Below are 14,991 nucleotides of genomic sequence, written 5' to 3'. Positions count from 1 at the left end.
TACCTGTTACATCCCAAACACAAGTTGTAGTGTTGAAGGTTGCTGTTTCATAACATGCTGTTGTTGGTGGTTCAGGTTGCGTACCTGTTACATCCCAAAGACAAGTTGCAGTGTTGTATACAAAGTTATCCCAACAGTTAATTGGAGTAGGAGTATCTTGTTGTGTTATAGTTATAGTAGCATTAGATGTATCAGAATTTCCGTTACCATCCGTAACAGTTAAAATTACATTATTTGTTCCAATATTTGAACAATCAAAAGTATCATTTGATAAACTGAAACCTGCAACTCCACAATTATCTGAAGAACCATTATTTATATCTGCAGGTGTAATTGTAGCATTACCTGTTGCGTCTAACTGAACCGTTATATTTTGAGTTATTGTATTTGGAGGTACTGTATCTGAAACAATATTTATATTAAATGAGGCCGTTTGTGTATTTCCTGAATCATCAGTTACTGAATAGCTAATAATTGTAATTCCTGTTGGAAAAGTATCACCACTATTAAGACTAGTGCTATCTGTTCTTATAACTGTTAATGTAGTATCACAATTATCTGTAGCCGTTGGATTTGTCCATGTTGGATTATTAGCTCCACATGTTAATGAAACATTTCCTGGTAAGTTCACAAATTCAGGATCTACTTCATCTAAAACTGTAACAGAAGCAGTACATGTATCGGTTTGACCATCTGCATCTTCAACAGTTAAAGTTACGGTTACAGGTGTTCCAATGTTAGAACAATTAAAAGTGTTGATGTCAATACTAAAATTCGTAATTGCCGCATCATCTGTAGAACCACCATCAATATCGCTAGCTACAATTGTTGCATTACCAGTATTGTCTAATAGTGCATTAATGTTTTGACAAACAGCAGTAGGAGGAACAGAACCAGTAACTGCATCTGCAGTTAAATTAATCTCATCTATTGCTATATCACTACTAAAGGTAGTTCCTGTTGTTCCAGCAAAACGTAATTTAATGACTTGACCATCATAATTACTCAAATTAATACTTTGTTGTAGCCAAGGATTTGCTTGAGTTGTTTGCTGTAGGCCACTTAATATAGGTGTATTTGTTACAATATTTCCAGCAGCATCTAATTGGCTCCAAGAAGTTCCATTATCTATACTTACATCAACTGATATACTACCTATTGCAGTACCAAACATGTGATAATAGAAAGAAAAGTTAGTGTTTTCATGCCCAGTTAAATCTATACAAGGACTAATTAGAGTTACTGTAACATTTTGTCCAATGTTAGTAGCATTATTGGCATTTGAAGCTTCAGTATATAAATAGTTACCATTGCCAGTAAAATCGTCAGTTGGACCTGTCCCACCAGAAACTGTTCCACCAGCATTTAATGTCCAATCTTCATAGTTGGTTCCAGGAATATCATTTGCTCCTTGAGTCCAAAGTCCTAAACCTGCATTAAATGTTTCAGTATAAGGATAAGAAGTTATAGAACTGCCAGTACATGGTATTATTGTAGCTGTCGTAAATGTTTCTGAAGTTGAATAAGACGATGCAGTTGTAAGACATCTCGTTGCTACTTGTACTTCATAATCTGTATCATCGGTAATTCCAGTTATGTTATATGAATTTGTTGAAATATTAGTTATTTCTGTCCATGTAGGAGCACCAATTTCCCTGTATCTTAAATCGTAAGTAGCAGATGATATTGCATTCCAAGTGATTGAAGCAGAAGTAGTTGTTGTATTGTTTACCGTTAATCCTATAGGAGCGATACTATTGTCACATGGTATTTGAACTTCAATAATTTTAAAGTCATCTATAAAAAAACCAGTAAACGTAGTATTGTAGATTTCTATACCGTTATTAGCATCTGTTCGCATTCTAAATCGAAAACGAACATTTGTTTCATTATTTAAAAAACTGTTATTGTTCGCATTAATAACAATTTCTTCCATAACATATTTGTCCATTTGATCTCCATCATAGACTTTACCGGAACTATTATTATTTTGAAATGCATGAGATGTATTATTTTTATTACCAAAAAAATTAGCATCGTTGGTGGTAGTAACTGCATTTGGTTTGTTGTAATTACCATCAACTGGAAACCAGTTAGTACCATCGGTTGACGCTAAAAGTTCGACGAAATCGTAGTTTCGTTCTAAATCCCATTTTGTATAAAACTGTACTAGAACTTCATCTGAACTAGAAAAATCATAAGCGTTTGCAGTTGTTAAAGTTTTAGTTGCGCCATTAGCATATGGAACTGCAGTACCATCTTTTATTACTCTTGATCCAGAAAATGGAGTAGCGGTCGTAATTGTCCAACCACCAGTAACTGTCCAATTCGCTAGAGAGCCTGTATCTGGATTATCGGCTAAAAGAACATTAGGTTGGTAATATTTTTCGTAATTAACTTCATAAAAAACAACTCCATCTCCATTTGAAAATTGCGCTTTGTATTCAATTTTATCATTAGGCTGAATACCTGAATTTAATGTTAAGCTGGCAGTAATATTACGTTGCTCTAACTTAACCATTCCAGATTGATTAGGAGGAGAAGTTATACTAGCAATATTAGAAGAGATAGGAGTAAGTGTTAAAGTGAAATCACTATCGGTTTGCCCTAATCTTTCTATACCAAATTGTAAGTTTGAGGTTAAGGTATTTATATCACTTTGGGTTAAGTCTTGTAATTTAGCGTACTTACCACCATAATAAATATTCATTAAGTTTAAACGTACAGCTCTTTTGGATATAGGTATGAAATTGGAAGGTGCTGGCCAAAACGAACCTCCAGATCCACCTTCGCTACTATGACCATGCTCTGGTGTTGAAGCTAAAATATTTTGTCCAGATCCTATTGATGGTGGACTAAAATCATTTGGAAATGGATTAGCGGCATTTGATGTTCCATTACCACCATCAGCAGCTCCACCAAGCATCCAATCGTCTGCAATTCCATTTGCAGGATTAAAAATAGTAGCTCCAGAAACATAACGATTATATTTTGTCATGTCTTCATGCCATTTATGCATTTCGTCTTCTCTTCCAGAAACCTCAGTAGGTTCACCGCCATATGGATGTGGTATTCCATTTGCTGCAGTATGATGCATTAATACCGTTTTAAAATTTCGTTGTAAAACAAAATCTCTTAGAATTCTAGATTCAGGCTCAGAAAAAGGGTTTGGTCCTCTGTAAGTATCACTTGTAGGACTATTTGACGATCCACTTGCTTGGCCATCTGCACCCCAAAAATAATCGAAATTTCTATTAACATCTACACCTCTAAGTTCAGAATTATTAGTTCCTCCATCTCTTAAGTTTTTACGCTGTAAACCACCACCATTAGGATCGCGTTCTTCATTCCATTGTAAACCATCTGGATTTACTATTGGTATAAAATATAATTCATTGTTATCTACTAAATTTTTAATGGCTGGATCTATATTATAGTTTTCTAATAGATACCACATAAAATAAATGTTTTGCATTAAACTAGCAGATTCTCTAGCATGAATCATTGAAGTAAACAAAATCTGTGGTTTTGATCCTTCTGGAGAAGTACTTTGGTTACCTGTAATTCTTATATATTTTACAGTTTGTCCAGACCATGTATTATATTGACCTCCATTAGTGAATGAATTACCGTAAGTAGTTTCATTTGAAGGTGACGCATCGAGAATTGGAGAAATGATATTTAATGGTGAACCATAAGTTACCATATCAGCCATTTCAATTTCAGTCTCACTAACTGTAAGACATCCTCCCATACTTCCTAAATTAAAATTAGAAGGCACTCCCCAATCAATTTCCGTAGGATTATTATTGTCTTGTAAATAATTATCTAAAACTTGACTTGCAATCGAAGATTTATTCTGATTCTGACTATTTTTTTCTAAAGCCTTAAGTCTCTTTGCTTGACTCTTTGCTTTTTCAGCACTTAATTTAGATAAGGCATTTGGCATATCATTTGCCGCACGTTCTCTGTAGAATTTAGCCATATCTTCTATTTTTACAGAATAATTGATACCAAATTTATCAAGTTTTTTTAAAACATTATCAGATAGTTCTAATATAATACCTTCTTTACTCATTGTAGCACCACAACGTAAATCAATGCCTTGATTCGCTAGTTTACTTATTGTGTTAACAGAGGTGTCAAGGATAACAACTTGTTTGTAATTATCTTGTGAAAAAGAAATCTGTACTATTAAAAATAATAACAAGCTTAAGTGGGTAATTTTCTTCATAAGTTATTTAGATTTAGAATCTATAGTAAATTTAACTATAGCTAAAGTAATATTTTTTTTTCAAAAATATAGATAAAAAGCACAAAAATACGATTAAAAACAGTTGTAACACATAATAATTTGATTATTAAATATTTATGAAATGCATTTTTTAACGATTAAGTGTATATTAGGTAAGGCTAATACATAAATAAAGGCTTAAGTTATGTAAGTCTTTATTTATGTTATCAAATGTATTATTTGTAATTTACTTTCAACTGAATTAATTTCTGTTATATAAGTTCAGTTGTAATATTGGTAGTTTTAACTTAATTATATTTTCTTTTTAAACATCACAAAAGATTACGATAAATTGTATTAAAATATTATGACAAACATTTAGTTGTCTTTTTTTAATTTTATATATCTAATTTTAAAATTGAGAGCAAAATGAAGGTGAAAAAGAAGAAATAACTTAGTAAAATAAAAAGCCAAGAATTTATTCTTGGCTTTCCTTTTAATTATGTAGCGAGAACGGGGCACGATCCCGTGACCTCCGAGTTATGAATCCGACGCTCTAACCAGCTGAGCTACCTCGCCATAATTTTAGTGTGCAAATATAAAAACAAATTTAGAGTGCGCAAACATAAAAGTGAATTAAATATTTTTTTAAATTATTTTCTAAACTCACTAATTAATGTATATATTGGTGACATAATATTTTTACACAATTATTACATGGACGAAAAAGTTAAATACGAAATGGAGTTCCCTATACATGCTTCTCCAACTTTACTATATCAATACATTTCTACACCTTCAGGTTTGTCTGAATGGTATGCAGATAATGTAAACTCTCGAGGTGAAATTTTTAAGTTTATTTGGGATGGTTCAGAAGAGCAAGCTAAGCTATTAACTAAAAAAAGTGGAGAGCGAATTAAATTTCGTTGGATGGAAGATGAAGGTGAGTCTTATTATTTTGAAATTAGAATACAAGTTGATGAAATTACCAAAGACGTATCAATAATGATTACTGATTTTGCAGAGGTGGACGAGGTTGACGAAGGTAAAATGCTTTGGGAAAACCAAATTTCTAGTTTAAAACAAGTATTAGGCTCAGCTTAATAAATTACATAATTTAAACTTATATTTGTGCCGAAGAAATTCGGCACTTTTTTTATGATAAATATTAATGGAAATTTTAGCGATAACAACCAACTCTTAACACCAGAAAACCGAGGTTATAGTTATGGTGATGCACTATTTGAAACTATAAAAGTTTTACATGGTAAAATACTATTTATTGAGGACCATTATTTTAGACTTATGGCATCTATGCGTATTATGCGTATGGAAATACCTATGTCTTTTACAATGGAGTTTATAGAAGCAGAAATTACCAAAACCGTAGAAAAAAACAACTTGCTTAATGCTTCAGCAAGAGTGAAAATTCAAGTGCATAGAAATAGTGGTGGCTTATATTTACCTACAAATAAGGAGGTAACGTTTATTATTTCCGCGAAAGTGTTAGAAAGTGATTTCTATTTATTACATGAAGATACTTACGAAGTCGATTTATTCAAAGATTTTTATGTTGCTCCAGGATTACTATCTACTTTAAAGTCGAACAATAAAACCATAAACGTAGTAGGAAGTATTTATGCAAAAGAAAACGATTTAGATAATTGTTTGTTAATAAACACAAACAAGAATGTAGTAGAGGCCTTAAACGGAAATTTATTTTTGGTTAAAGAAAATACAATTAAAACACCACCTTTGTTAGATGGATGTTTAAAAGGTATTATGAGACAACAAATTATTAATGTATTAGAATTATTACCTGATTATACATTGGTTGAAGAGTCTATTTCTCCTTTCGAACTTCAAAAAGCAGACGAGCTATTTATAACTAATGTAATTCAAGGCATACAACCTATTACAAAATATAGAAAAAAGCAATTTGGGAATGAAGTTTCTAAAATGCTACTTCAAAAAATAAACGTAAAAGTAAGATTAGGTTAAATAGGTTTAGTTGTAGCTAGGATTTTCTGGTGCATTAGACCAAATACTATAATCACCACCAAGTTCTACCATTTTTTCTTTCCAGAAAAACTCATAATCTTTTTCTATAATAGATTTCTTGTAAATATTTTTTGTAACCACCCAAGCATTAGATTTTAACTCCTCTTCTAATTGGTTAATTTCCCAACCAGAATAACCTAAGAAAAACTTAATATCTTTTTCACTTATTTTACCATCTACAATTAGTTTAGAAACCTCACTAAAATCACCTCCCCAAAAAATACCTAAAGAAATTTCTATGCTATTTGGTATTAAGTCTGGAACTTTATGAATAAAGTATAAGTTATCCTGTTCTACTGGACCTCCATTATAAACTTTAAAAGGCGTCTTAATCTCAGGAATTAAGTCGCTTATGGTAAATTCTAAAGGTTTATTAAGTATAAAACCTATAGAACCTTCTGTAGAATGATCTGTTAATAATACAATAGAGCGGTTAAAAGATAAATCGCCAATTATTGATGGTTCTGCGACTAACAAATCTCCTTTTGTTGGTTTGGTTGATATCATATAAAAGAGATGTTTATAAAATAAATGTAAACTATATTTATTAAATAAGCAATATTTTTATTGATTTATCAATATATAGATAATAAAAAAGCCTTCTATAAAGAAGGCCTTTTGTAAATTATAATGGAGTAAACTTAGTTTACTGCACCAGCTAAATCAGATCCAGCTTTAAACTTTACTACGTTTTTAGCTTTGATTTTAATAGTCTTTCCTGTTTGTGGGTTTCTTCCGTCTCTTGCAGCTCTTTTAGAAACTGACCAAGAACCAAATCCTACTAATGAAACTCTGTCACCTTGTTTTAAAGCGCCTTCGATTTCAGTTAACGCACATTCTAAAGCTTTCTTAGAAGCTGCTTTAGTAATTCCTGCGTGTTCTGCCATAGCATCGATTAAATTCGTTTTGTTCATAATGTAAATTTTAATTATTAATAAATAGTTGGTAAACAATATTTTTGTTATCCTCCTACAAATTTATACGGATTATGCTACTATGCAAGTAATAGCAAGGGAAATACGCTAATTTGTTAATAACTTTGAGCATTTGTTAATAAAGACGAGTGTTTTTTAAGGCTTTTAACTTTTATAGCAACCATAAGGCTTTAGAGCATTTTGGCATCCGTTTTTAAAGAATAACCATTTAACAGTGATTTTGTATCCATAGTTCGCTTTCCTGGAAGTTTAATATATAGTATATTAATGTAACCTTCTTTTACTGCTACTTTTACTTCTTTTTTGCTCGAAATAATACTTCCAACTTTAAAGTTATGTTCTATAATTTCTTTTTCTGCAGTATAGATTTTAATATCTAAGAGCTCCTTATTGTTTTCAAGTTGACACCAAGCAGCTGGATAAGGACTTAAACCGCGTATCTTATTATGTATGCTATCTATAGAGGCTGTCCAATCTATTTTACAATTGTTTTTATTTAGCTTATAAGCTGTTCTAGAAATAGCGTTTTCTGGTTGAGGTGTGGTTTTTACATCTCCAATAGCTATGTGTTTAACCGTTTTAATAACAAGGTCGCTTCCTAAGTGCATCAGTTTGTCGTGTAAACTCCCAGCATTCTCGTTAGCATCAATACTTATTGCTTCTTGTAAAATCATTTCACCAGTATCTATTTTTTCATCTATAAAAAAGGTGGATACACCACTTTTAGTCTCTCCATTAATTATAGCCCAATTAATAGGTGCTGCGCCACGGTAATTTGGCAATAGAGAGGCATGAAGATTAAACGTGCCATATTCTGGCATTTGCCACACTACTTTTGGTAGCATTCTAAAAGCTACTATAATTTGTAAATTAGCATCTAAGGCTTTTAATTCCTCCAAAAAGGCTTCACTTTTTAAGTTAGTTGGTTGTAAAATAGTAAGACCTTTAGTTTCCGCATATTCTTTTACAGCGCTTTTGTTTAATTTTCTTCCACGTCCAGCAGGTTTGTCTGGAGCAGTAATAACACCAACAATATTAAACGCATTCTCTAGTAAGGTATCTAAAATGGTTACAGCAAATTCTGGTGTTCCCATAAATACAATTCTTAAATCTCTTTTTTTACTCATTATATGTGTGCTAATTTATAAGTGTTTGTGTTGGTTATGTTTATTATGCTGTGTTCAAGTAATTCTTTTAACTGCGTGTTTATATTTTCTTCGGAAAAACTAAGACTTTCAAATAATGCTCTCGATGATAATTCACCATGTTCTAAAGCTTGGATAATTTCCTTTTTTATATCTGCTGAAGTAATCTTTTTCTTAGGTTTTCTTTTTATACAAACAGAACAAATGCCACAGTCTGAAATTTCGGTTTCTTCAAAATAGGAGAGTAGTTGTACGCTTTTACAAATGCTGTTATTGTTAGAATATTCTAAAACAGATAAAACCTGTTTTTCCTTTAGTGCGTTTTGTTGTTTTATAACTTTAGCAATTCTATTGATAGTTTTATCGTCTTCACGAGGTACTAAATAGGTAATTTGCGCATCAGTTTTAGAATGTTTTAAAGTTATAATATCTGCTTTTTCTAAAAGTGTTAAAGCTTCAATTATTTTATCTTCGGTTGAAGATGCTTTTCCAGCCATTAACGACGTGTTAATTTTTGTTTCCTGCTCGAATGCACCACCATAATTGCGTAGAATAGATTTTACTATAACACTAATTTCAGGATGTGTTTCTAAATAACTAAATAAGGCATTATTACTAACCGTAAACAATACTGTTGTTTTGTTGTTAAACTGTTTAGACAATGTAATAATACTTGTTCTGTCTAATAATTGTATGGCATTATAAGCTAAAAGGGTATTAAAGCCATAGGTTTTGCAAAACTTATTAAAATTGAAATCGAAAATGGCTTCTTCACCTTCGCCATAGGCTACTTGAAAATAACTACTTAATTTTCTGTAAACTAGCTTAATAAAATCGATTTTAGGCAGCACTTTTAAAAATTGATTTTTAACTAATAAATCATCGCTATTATTTTTTAAAATAACAGCAAAGGCTTTATTACCATCACGACCTGCACGACCAGCTTCTTGAAAGTAGCTTTCTAAACTCTCTGGTAAGTTTAAATGGATAACTGTTTTTACGTCTGGTTTGTCTATTCCCATTCCAAAAGCATTAGTAGCAACCATGACTTGCTTTTTATTGTTCATCCAATTCTCTAAAGCTTTATCTTTTTCGGTATTTGTTAAACCACCATGATAAAATGTTGCAGTAAACTCATTGCTTTCAAGAAATCTAGAAATATCTTGAGTGGCTTTTCTATTACGAACATAAACTATAGAAGGTGCTTTGTTTTTTGTTAAGATAGCTTTTAATCTAAAGTATTTATCTTCTTCTGCAAATGTCATGTAAGCCAAATTAGGCCTTGAAAAGGATTGCTTAAATACTTTAGGACTAATAAAATCTAGTTCTTTTATAATATCGTCAACCACTTCTGGAATTGCACTTGCAGTTAACGCAATAACATTTACGGTAGGTTGCAGTTCTCTTAGTTTAACAATGTTTTTATAGCTTGGTCTAAAGTCGTTTCCCCATTGGCTAATGCAATGTGCTTCGTCCACAGCAATTAGGTTAACATTCATTTGCCTTATGCGGTCTTGTACAATATCTTGTTGTAAACGTTCTGGCGATAGGTAGAGAAATTTATAGTTTCCGTAGATGCAATTATCAAGTTTTGTATCTAACTCTTTATAAGATATTCCGCTAGTTAAAGCCATTGCCTTAATGCCTTTATTTTGTAATGCTTGCACTTGGTCTTTCATAAGTGCTACTAAAGGTGAAATAACAATACATATACCTTCTTTTACAAGTGCAGGAATTTGAAAACAAACAGATTTACCTCCACCTGTTGGTAGCAGTGCAAAGGTGTCTTCTCCTTCTAAAACCGAATTAATAATATCTTCTTGAAACGGTCTAAATGAGGTGAATTTCCAATAACGTTCTAATATGTTAATAGGATGATTCAAAATGCTTTATAAAGCTTTTACAACGTTTATTATGTGATCTGCTCTTGCTTCAATAGAACCAAAAGGAACATTTCTTAGGTCGTAACCATGTTTTGTATAAGTCTCTAATAGTTTCTCATGAATCTCAAGAGCTTGATCGAAGTTTTCGTAACGCTCGCTATCATTTATAAAAATATCTTGCCAAGGCGCTAAAATAAAAACAGAATCGTATTTGTGATTTTTACAAGCTTCAGCAAAAAAAGCAGGATAGCTATCACCTTTAAAATCCATATAAGCAGGAACATCGGGAACACCTCTGTCTAGAAAAACAAACTCGTTATTACTCTCCAAAGCATCGCTATGTTGCTTAATTCTACCTTCTAAAAGCAATTCGCTAAATTGTATAGGATTAGTTAAAAATAATTGCTCAATCCCATCCTCTCTAGCTTTAAGAATTATTTGTCTTGAAATTTCTTCAAAACAGGTAAATCCTCTTTTGGTCAATTCTTCTATAATAGAAGTTTTTCCACTTCCTGGACCTCCTGTTATTACAATTGTTTTTGTATTCAATTAGGTGTAATTTTAATTGTAAAATTCGGAATAAAAAAGGTATAAAAAAAATGCAAGGATAACTTATCTTTGTTAACTATTATTAAAAAATATGAGCAAAGTAGAAAAACCAGAAGAATTTTACGCAAAACTTAAAGAGCGCTTGCAGGATACAACGCTTTGGCCTTCGGAATATTTATATAAATTTATAGTAAAATCTGATGCTGAAAAAGTTAAAAAAATAGAAACTATTTTTAATCATTTAAAAGCTGTTATTAATAAAAAAGAGTCTAGCAACGGAAAATACACTAGTGTTTCTATTAATGTTAGAATGAAAAATCCAGATGCAGTAATAGCAAAATACGTTGAGGTTACTAAAAAAATAGAAGGCGTAATTTCTTTGTAAATATTACGTAAAACTTGTAACAATTTTGTATTTTGCCAAAGCATAGACACTTCAATGCAATACACTAATTCCACACAATTTTGAATTTAATAGACGATATAGAATACAACACAGAGCGCGAACATTTAATTATTCCAGAATATGGAAGACATGTTCAAAAGATGGTTAATTTCGCTAAATCAAGAGAAACAAAAGAAGAACGTAACAAGGTAGCAAAAGCTATTATTGCAGTTATGGGAAACTTACAACCGCATTTACGAGATGTACCAGATTTTCAACACAAGCTTTGGGATCAATTGTTTATCATGTCTAAATTTGAATTAGATGTAGATTCTCCATACGATAAACCACTAAAAGAAGTTCTTGAAGAACGTCCTGAAAACCTAGAATATCCTCAAAATTTTCCAAAATATCGTTTTTATGGTAATAATATAAAAACAATGGTAGATGTTGCTGTGTCTTGGGAAGATGGCGATTTAAAGGAAGCTTTAACTTATACCATTGCAAACCACATGAAAAAGTGTTTTTTGAATTGGAATAAAGATACGGTTGAAGATTATGTAATTTATAATCATTTATTTGAATTATCCGATGGAAAAATTAACCTTAAAGAATCCACAGAAGTATTAACTGACTCTGCAGTTTTAATTAAGTCTAGTGCTAAAAAGAAGTACACAAATACATCGAATAAAAAAGGACACCAAAAAAAGAATAACCACTCTAATAACAGAGGTAAAAAGAGATACTAATACAACAAATGGGTACATTTATAATTGAAGGTGGTCACCAACTTAAAGGCGATATACAACCACAAGGCGCAAAAAACGAAGCACTACAAATATTATGTGCAGTTTTACTAACTCCAGAAGTAGTAACAATTAATAATATTCCAGATATTATTGATATAAATAAACTAATTACACTATTACAAAACTTAGGTGTAAAAGTTAAAAAATTAAGAGAAGGATCGTTTTCTTTTCAAGCAGATGCTATAGATTTAGATTATATGCAAACTGCTGGTTTTAAAAAAGAAGGTAGTGGTTTACGTGGTTCAATTATGATGGTTGGTCCATTATTAGCACGTTTTGGCAAAGGTTACATACCAAAACCAGGAGGAGATAAAATTGGTCGTCGTCGTTTAGATACGCACTTTGAGGGTTTTATTAATCTAGGCGCAAAATTTAGATACAATAGAGAAGACCATTTTTATGGTGTAGAAGCAGATAAATTAATTGGTACAGATATGCTTCTAGATGAAGCTTCTGTAACAGGAACTGCAAATATTGTAATGGCTGCTGTTTTAGCAGAAGGTACAACTACAATTTATAATGCAGCTTGCGAGCCTTATTTACAACAGTTATGTAAGATGCTTAATAGAATGGGAGCCAAAATCTCTGGTGTTGGCTCTAATTTATTAACTATTGAAGGTGTAGATGCTTTAGGTGGTACAGACCACACAATGCTTCCAGACATGATTGAAATTGGAAGTTGGATTGGTTTAGCTGCCATGACAAAAAGTGAATTAACCATTAAAAATGTAAGCTGGGACGATTTAGGACAAATACCAAATGTGTTTGCTAAATTAGGAATTACTTTAGAAAGAAAAGGTGACGATATTTATATTCCTGCTCATAAAGATGGTTACGAAATACAAAACTATATCGACGGTTCTATTCTTACAATTGCAGATGCACCTTGGCCTGGATTTACTCCAGATTTATTAAGCATCGTGTTAGTGGTTGCTACACAAGCCAAAGGCGAAGTGTTAGTGCATCAAAAAATGTTTGAAAGCCGTTTATTCTTCACAGATAAACTGATTGATATGGGAGCAAAAATTATTCTTTGCGATCCTCACAGAGCAACAGTAATGGGACACGATTTTAAATCGCAACTAAAAGCAACAACAATGGTATCTCCAGATATTAGAGCTGGAATCTCATTATTAATTGCTGCACTGTCTGCAAAAGGAACATCAACAATCCATAATATCGAGCAGATAGATCGTGGTTACCAACATATTGTAGAACGTTTACAAAAGATTGGTGCTAAGATTACTAGGGTTGGTGGGAATTAAGAAAATATTAAATGTAATAAAAAAAGCTTCAGTTTTACTGAGGCTTTTTTATTTGAAACTTAATTTTATTACAACCACTTCTTCCGCTTAAACTAATAAATCAATCCTAAGAAAATAACAATCATCACAATCCAAAGTACTTGATAACTGTATTTATAATGCAGTTCTGGAATGTTATCGAAAAACAACTGTATTTTATTCTAATAAAAGTGTTTTTCTTAGCACTTGGTCTCTAATATTCTTTTTACTCCAATAAGCAGATTTAATTGTTTTTAATTTACTGGCTTTAGTACTATTTCCATTAATGCTTTCTTCCCAGCTTAATATGTCGTGAGGAAATTCTGGATTAAAATTAATGGTTAGCTTACGATTTAAATTAGTATAGTTAATAGTGTAAGTATAGTTTTTTAATTCTGAAAAAGCCTTATAAGGTTTAATTGGCTTATGGTTTAATTGAATATATTCTAAAGAAGGTATAATAGCAATATCTCCAACAGGAAGGCTTTTTGGATCGATACGTAATTGCGTCCATATTTCGTTTTCTAAAAGGGCTTTGTCTAATTTAAAATTAGTGTCTGCTTCGCTTTCAAAATAGGAGTGTGCATCTATTTCAAATTGCTCACGATTGTTTAATTGTGTGAATGCATGACCACACCATTCCTGCACAGAACTACTTACTTTTATAGCATGTTGGTTATTTTCAATAGGAAAAAAGGTGCTTTGCATAATAGAATATGGATAAATACCAGTAACAAAGTTCTTAGTTCTGTTTAGCTTTAAAACATTAATATTAGATGGGTTGCTGTAATCTGCTTTTACTTGTTTTTTTGGTAAAAAAGGTTCGGTTACAAAAACTAAAACAGCAGAGCCATTTCTTATTTCTCCATAACGTGATTGCTCTAGTTTGTACGAAGAAATTTCTGCTTCTCCTGCGTACCAATAGTCATTAAATTCTTTTGAGGGTTTAAAAGCTTCAGGTTTAGTAATTGCTTCAGTTGGAATAGTAGTTTCTAAAGCTGCTAAAGCTTTGGTCTCTTCTTTTTTACAAGATAATACTATAATAAATAAGCAAAGGATTGAAATAAGTAGTGCTATTTTTTTCATTGGATTCTTTTTTATAAAAATACAAACCTAATAGTCGTCTGCAATAGTATTTAACGTTTCGTAAAGTAAATGTGTTGGCAAGCCCATAACATTAAAATAAGAGCCTTCTATGCCTATAACACCTATTTGCCCAATCCATTCTTGAATACCATAAGCACCAGCTTTATCAAGTGGTGAGCAGGTTTTAATGTAATGCCAAATTTCATCATCTGTAAAAGCTTTAAACGTTACTTTTGTTACAGCATTTACTGTTTTTTGAAAGATTTTTGTACGCACACAAATAGAGGTGATAACCTCATGCGTAGCGTTACTTAAAGATTTAAGCATTGCAAATGCTTCATCATTATTTTGTGGTTTGCCTAAAGCTCCAGACTTATGCCAAACTATAGTGTCGCTAGTAATTAAAATGTCTTCCTCTTTTAACTCTTTAATAAAAGGTAATGACTTTAATTGCGCTAGGTAATCGCTAATTTCATAATGTAATAACGTTGAAGGATAATCTTCTTTAGTGTCTTTTAAACGTATTTCGAAATCTAACCCTAAGTCTCTTAGAAACTGATGACGTCTTGGCGAACCAGATGCCAGAATAATGTGTCTGTTTTTAAGTTTTTCGTATAACAT

At 31.7% G+C, this 14,991-nt stretch carries 13 protein-coding genes and 1 tRNA gene; 5 read left to right on the top strand and 9 right to left on the bottom strand.

Annotated features, from left to right (window positions below; translation table 11 throughout):
* Positions 1-4,234 (bottom strand): M14 family zinc carboxypeptidase (locus Q0C58_RS08585; RefSeq protein ID WP_290700086.1); only part of this gene is annotated, 4,234 nt, incomplete at its 3' end.
* Between the two features lie 505 nt (positions 4,235-4,739).
* A tRNA-Met gene (locus Q0C58_RS08580) sits at positions 4,740-4,813 on the bottom strand.
* Positions 4,814-4,951: 138 nt separating this feature from the next.
* On the opposite strand from Q0C58_RS08580, the gene Q0C58_RS08575 reads away from it, so the two are divergent.
* Both Q0C58_RS08575 and Q0C58_RS08570 read left to right on the top strand, forming a co-directional pair.
* On the top strand, positions 4,952-5,338 hold the full coding sequence (locus Q0C58_RS08575; protein ID WP_290700084.1) for an START-like domain-containing protein: 387 nt from the start codon (positions 4,952-4,954) through the stop codon (positions 5,336-5,338).
* Between the two features lie 54 nt (positions 5,339-5,392).
* On the top strand, positions 5,393-6,235 hold the full coding sequence (locus Q0C58_RS08570; RefSeq protein ID WP_290700081.1) for an aminotransferase class IV: 843 nt from the start codon (positions 5,393-5,395) through the stop codon (positions 6,233-6,235).
* A 6-nt stretch (positions 6,236-6,241) separates the two neighbouring features.
* Here Q0C58_RS08570 and Q0C58_RS08565 read toward each other — a convergent pair whose 3' ends face one another.
* The 5 genes from Q0C58_RS08565 to Q0C58_RS08545 form a co-directional block, all read right to left on the bottom strand.
* Positions 6,242-6,802: a YqgE/AlgH family protein gene (locus Q0C58_RS08565; RefSeq protein ID WP_290700079.1), complete on the bottom strand. Its 561-nt coding sequence runs from the start codon at positions 6,800-6,802 to the stop codon at positions 6,242-6,244.
* Positions 6,803-6,936: 134 nt separating this feature from the next.
* Positions 6,937-7,209: an HU family DNA-binding protein gene (locus Q0C58_RS08560; protein WP_290700076.1), complete on the bottom strand. Its 273-nt coding sequence runs from the start codon at positions 7,207-7,209 to the stop codon at positions 6,937-6,939.
* A 191-nt stretch (positions 7,210-7,400) separates the two neighbouring features.
* A complete protein-coding gene (gene fmt, locus Q0C58_RS08555) occupies positions 7,401-8,357 on the bottom strand; it encodes a methionyl-tRNA formyltransferase (RefSeq protein ID WP_290700073.1) in 957 nt (318 codons plus the stop codon).
* Positions 8,357-10,258, bottom strand: a complete 1,902-nt coding sequence (locus Q0C58_RS08550; protein ID WP_290700070.1) for an ATP-dependent DNA helicase RecQ — start codon at positions 10,256-10,258, stop codon at positions 8,357-8,359. Before Q0C58_RS08550 ends, fmt begins: the two co-directional genes overlap by 1 nt.
* Positions 10,259-10,264: 6 nt before the next feature.
* Positions 10,265-10,807 (bottom strand): ATP-binding protein, encoded by a 543-nt coding sequence (locus tag Q0C58_RS08545; RefSeq protein WP_290700067.1) that lies wholly within the window; start codon positions 10,805-10,807, stop codon positions 10,265-10,267.
* A 91-nt stretch (positions 10,808-10,898) separates the two neighbouring features.
* Here Q0C58_RS08545 and Q0C58_RS08540 point away from each other — a divergent pair, with 91 nt between their 5' ends.
* The 3 genes from Q0C58_RS08540 (at position 10,899) to murA (ending at position 13,266) form a co-directional block, all read left to right on the top strand.
* Positions 10,899-11,192, top strand: coding sequence for a DUF493 family protein (locus tag Q0C58_RS08540; RefSeq protein ID WP_290700064.1), 294 nt, complete (start codon positions 10,899-10,901; stop codon positions 11,190-11,192).
* Between the two features lie 80 nt (positions 11,193-11,272).
* Complete coding sequence (locus Q0C58_RS08535; protein WP_290700061.1) at positions 11,273-11,941, top strand: DUF4290 domain-containing protein; 669 nt, start codon at positions 11,273-11,275, stop codon at positions 11,939-11,941.
* A gap of 8 nt (positions 11,942-11,949) precedes the next feature.
* Complete coding sequence (gene murA, locus Q0C58_RS08530) at positions 11,950-13,266, top strand: UDP-N-acetylglucosamine 1-carboxyvinyltransferase (RefSeq protein ID WP_290700058.1); 1,317 nt, start codon at positions 11,950-11,952, stop codon at positions 13,264-13,266.
* Between the two features lie 195 nt (positions 13,267-13,461).
* Here the strand turns inward: murA and Q0C58_RS08525 are convergent, their stop codons facing one another.
* Entirely contained in the window at positions 13,462-14,370 is a 909-nt protein-coding gene (locus tag Q0C58_RS08525; RefSeq protein ID WP_290700055.1) for a septum formation inhibitor Maf, read from the bottom strand.
* A 27-nt stretch (positions 14,371-14,397) separates the two neighbouring features.
* Complete coding sequence (locus Q0C58_RS08520) at positions 14,398-14,991, bottom strand: Maf family nucleotide pyrophosphatase (protein ID WP_290700052.1); 594 nt, start codon at positions 14,989-14,991, stop codon at positions 14,398-14,400.

Source organism: Lacinutrix sp., assembly GCF_023299985.1.
GTDB lineage: Bacteria > Bacteroidota > Bacteroidia > Flavobacteriales > Flavobacteriaceae > Lacinutrix.
Note: the sequence above shows the minus strand (reverse complement) of the source record. Positions and strands in the feature narration are given on the sequence as shown.

What these genes read in the sequence shown, in the direction of transcription:
- Q0C58_RS08575 (WP_290700084.1), top strand. Translation starts at nt 4,952, where the DNA reads ATGGACGAAAAAGTTAAATACGAAATGGAGTTCCCTATACATGCTTCT.
- Q0C58_RS08570 (WP_290700081.1), top strand. Translation starts at nt 5,393, where the DNA reads ATGATAAATATTAATGGAAATTTTAGCGATAACAACCAACTCTTAACA.
- Q0C58_RS08565 (WP_290700079.1), bottom strand. Translation starts at nt 6,802, where the DNA reads ATGATATCAACCAAACCAACAAAAGGAGATTTGTTAGTCGCAGAACCA.
- Q0C58_RS08560 (WP_290700076.1), bottom strand. Translation starts at nt 7,209, where the DNA reads ATGAACAAAACGAATTTAATCGATGCTATGGCAGAACACGCAGGAATT.
- fmt (WP_290700073.1), bottom strand. Translation starts at nt 8,357, where the DNA reads ATGAGTAAAAAAAGAGATTTAAGAATTGTATTTATGGGAACACCAGAA.
- Q0C58_RS08540 (WP_290700064.1), top strand. Translation starts at nt 10,899, where the DNA reads ATGAGCAAAGTAGAAAAACCAGAAGAATTTTACGCAAAACTTAAAGAG.
- murA (WP_290700058.1), top strand. Translation starts at nt 11,950, where the DNA reads ATGGGTACATTTATAATTGAAGGTGGTCACCAACTTAAAGGCGATATA.
- Q0C58_RS08525 (WP_290700055.1), bottom strand. Translation starts at nt 14,370, where the DNA reads ATGAAAAAAATAGCACTACTTATTTCAATCCTTTGCTTATTTATTATA.
- Q0C58_RS08520 (WP_290700052.1), bottom strand. Translation starts at nt 14,991, where the DNA reads ATGTTATACGAAAAACTTAAAAACAGACACATTATTCTGGCATCTGGT.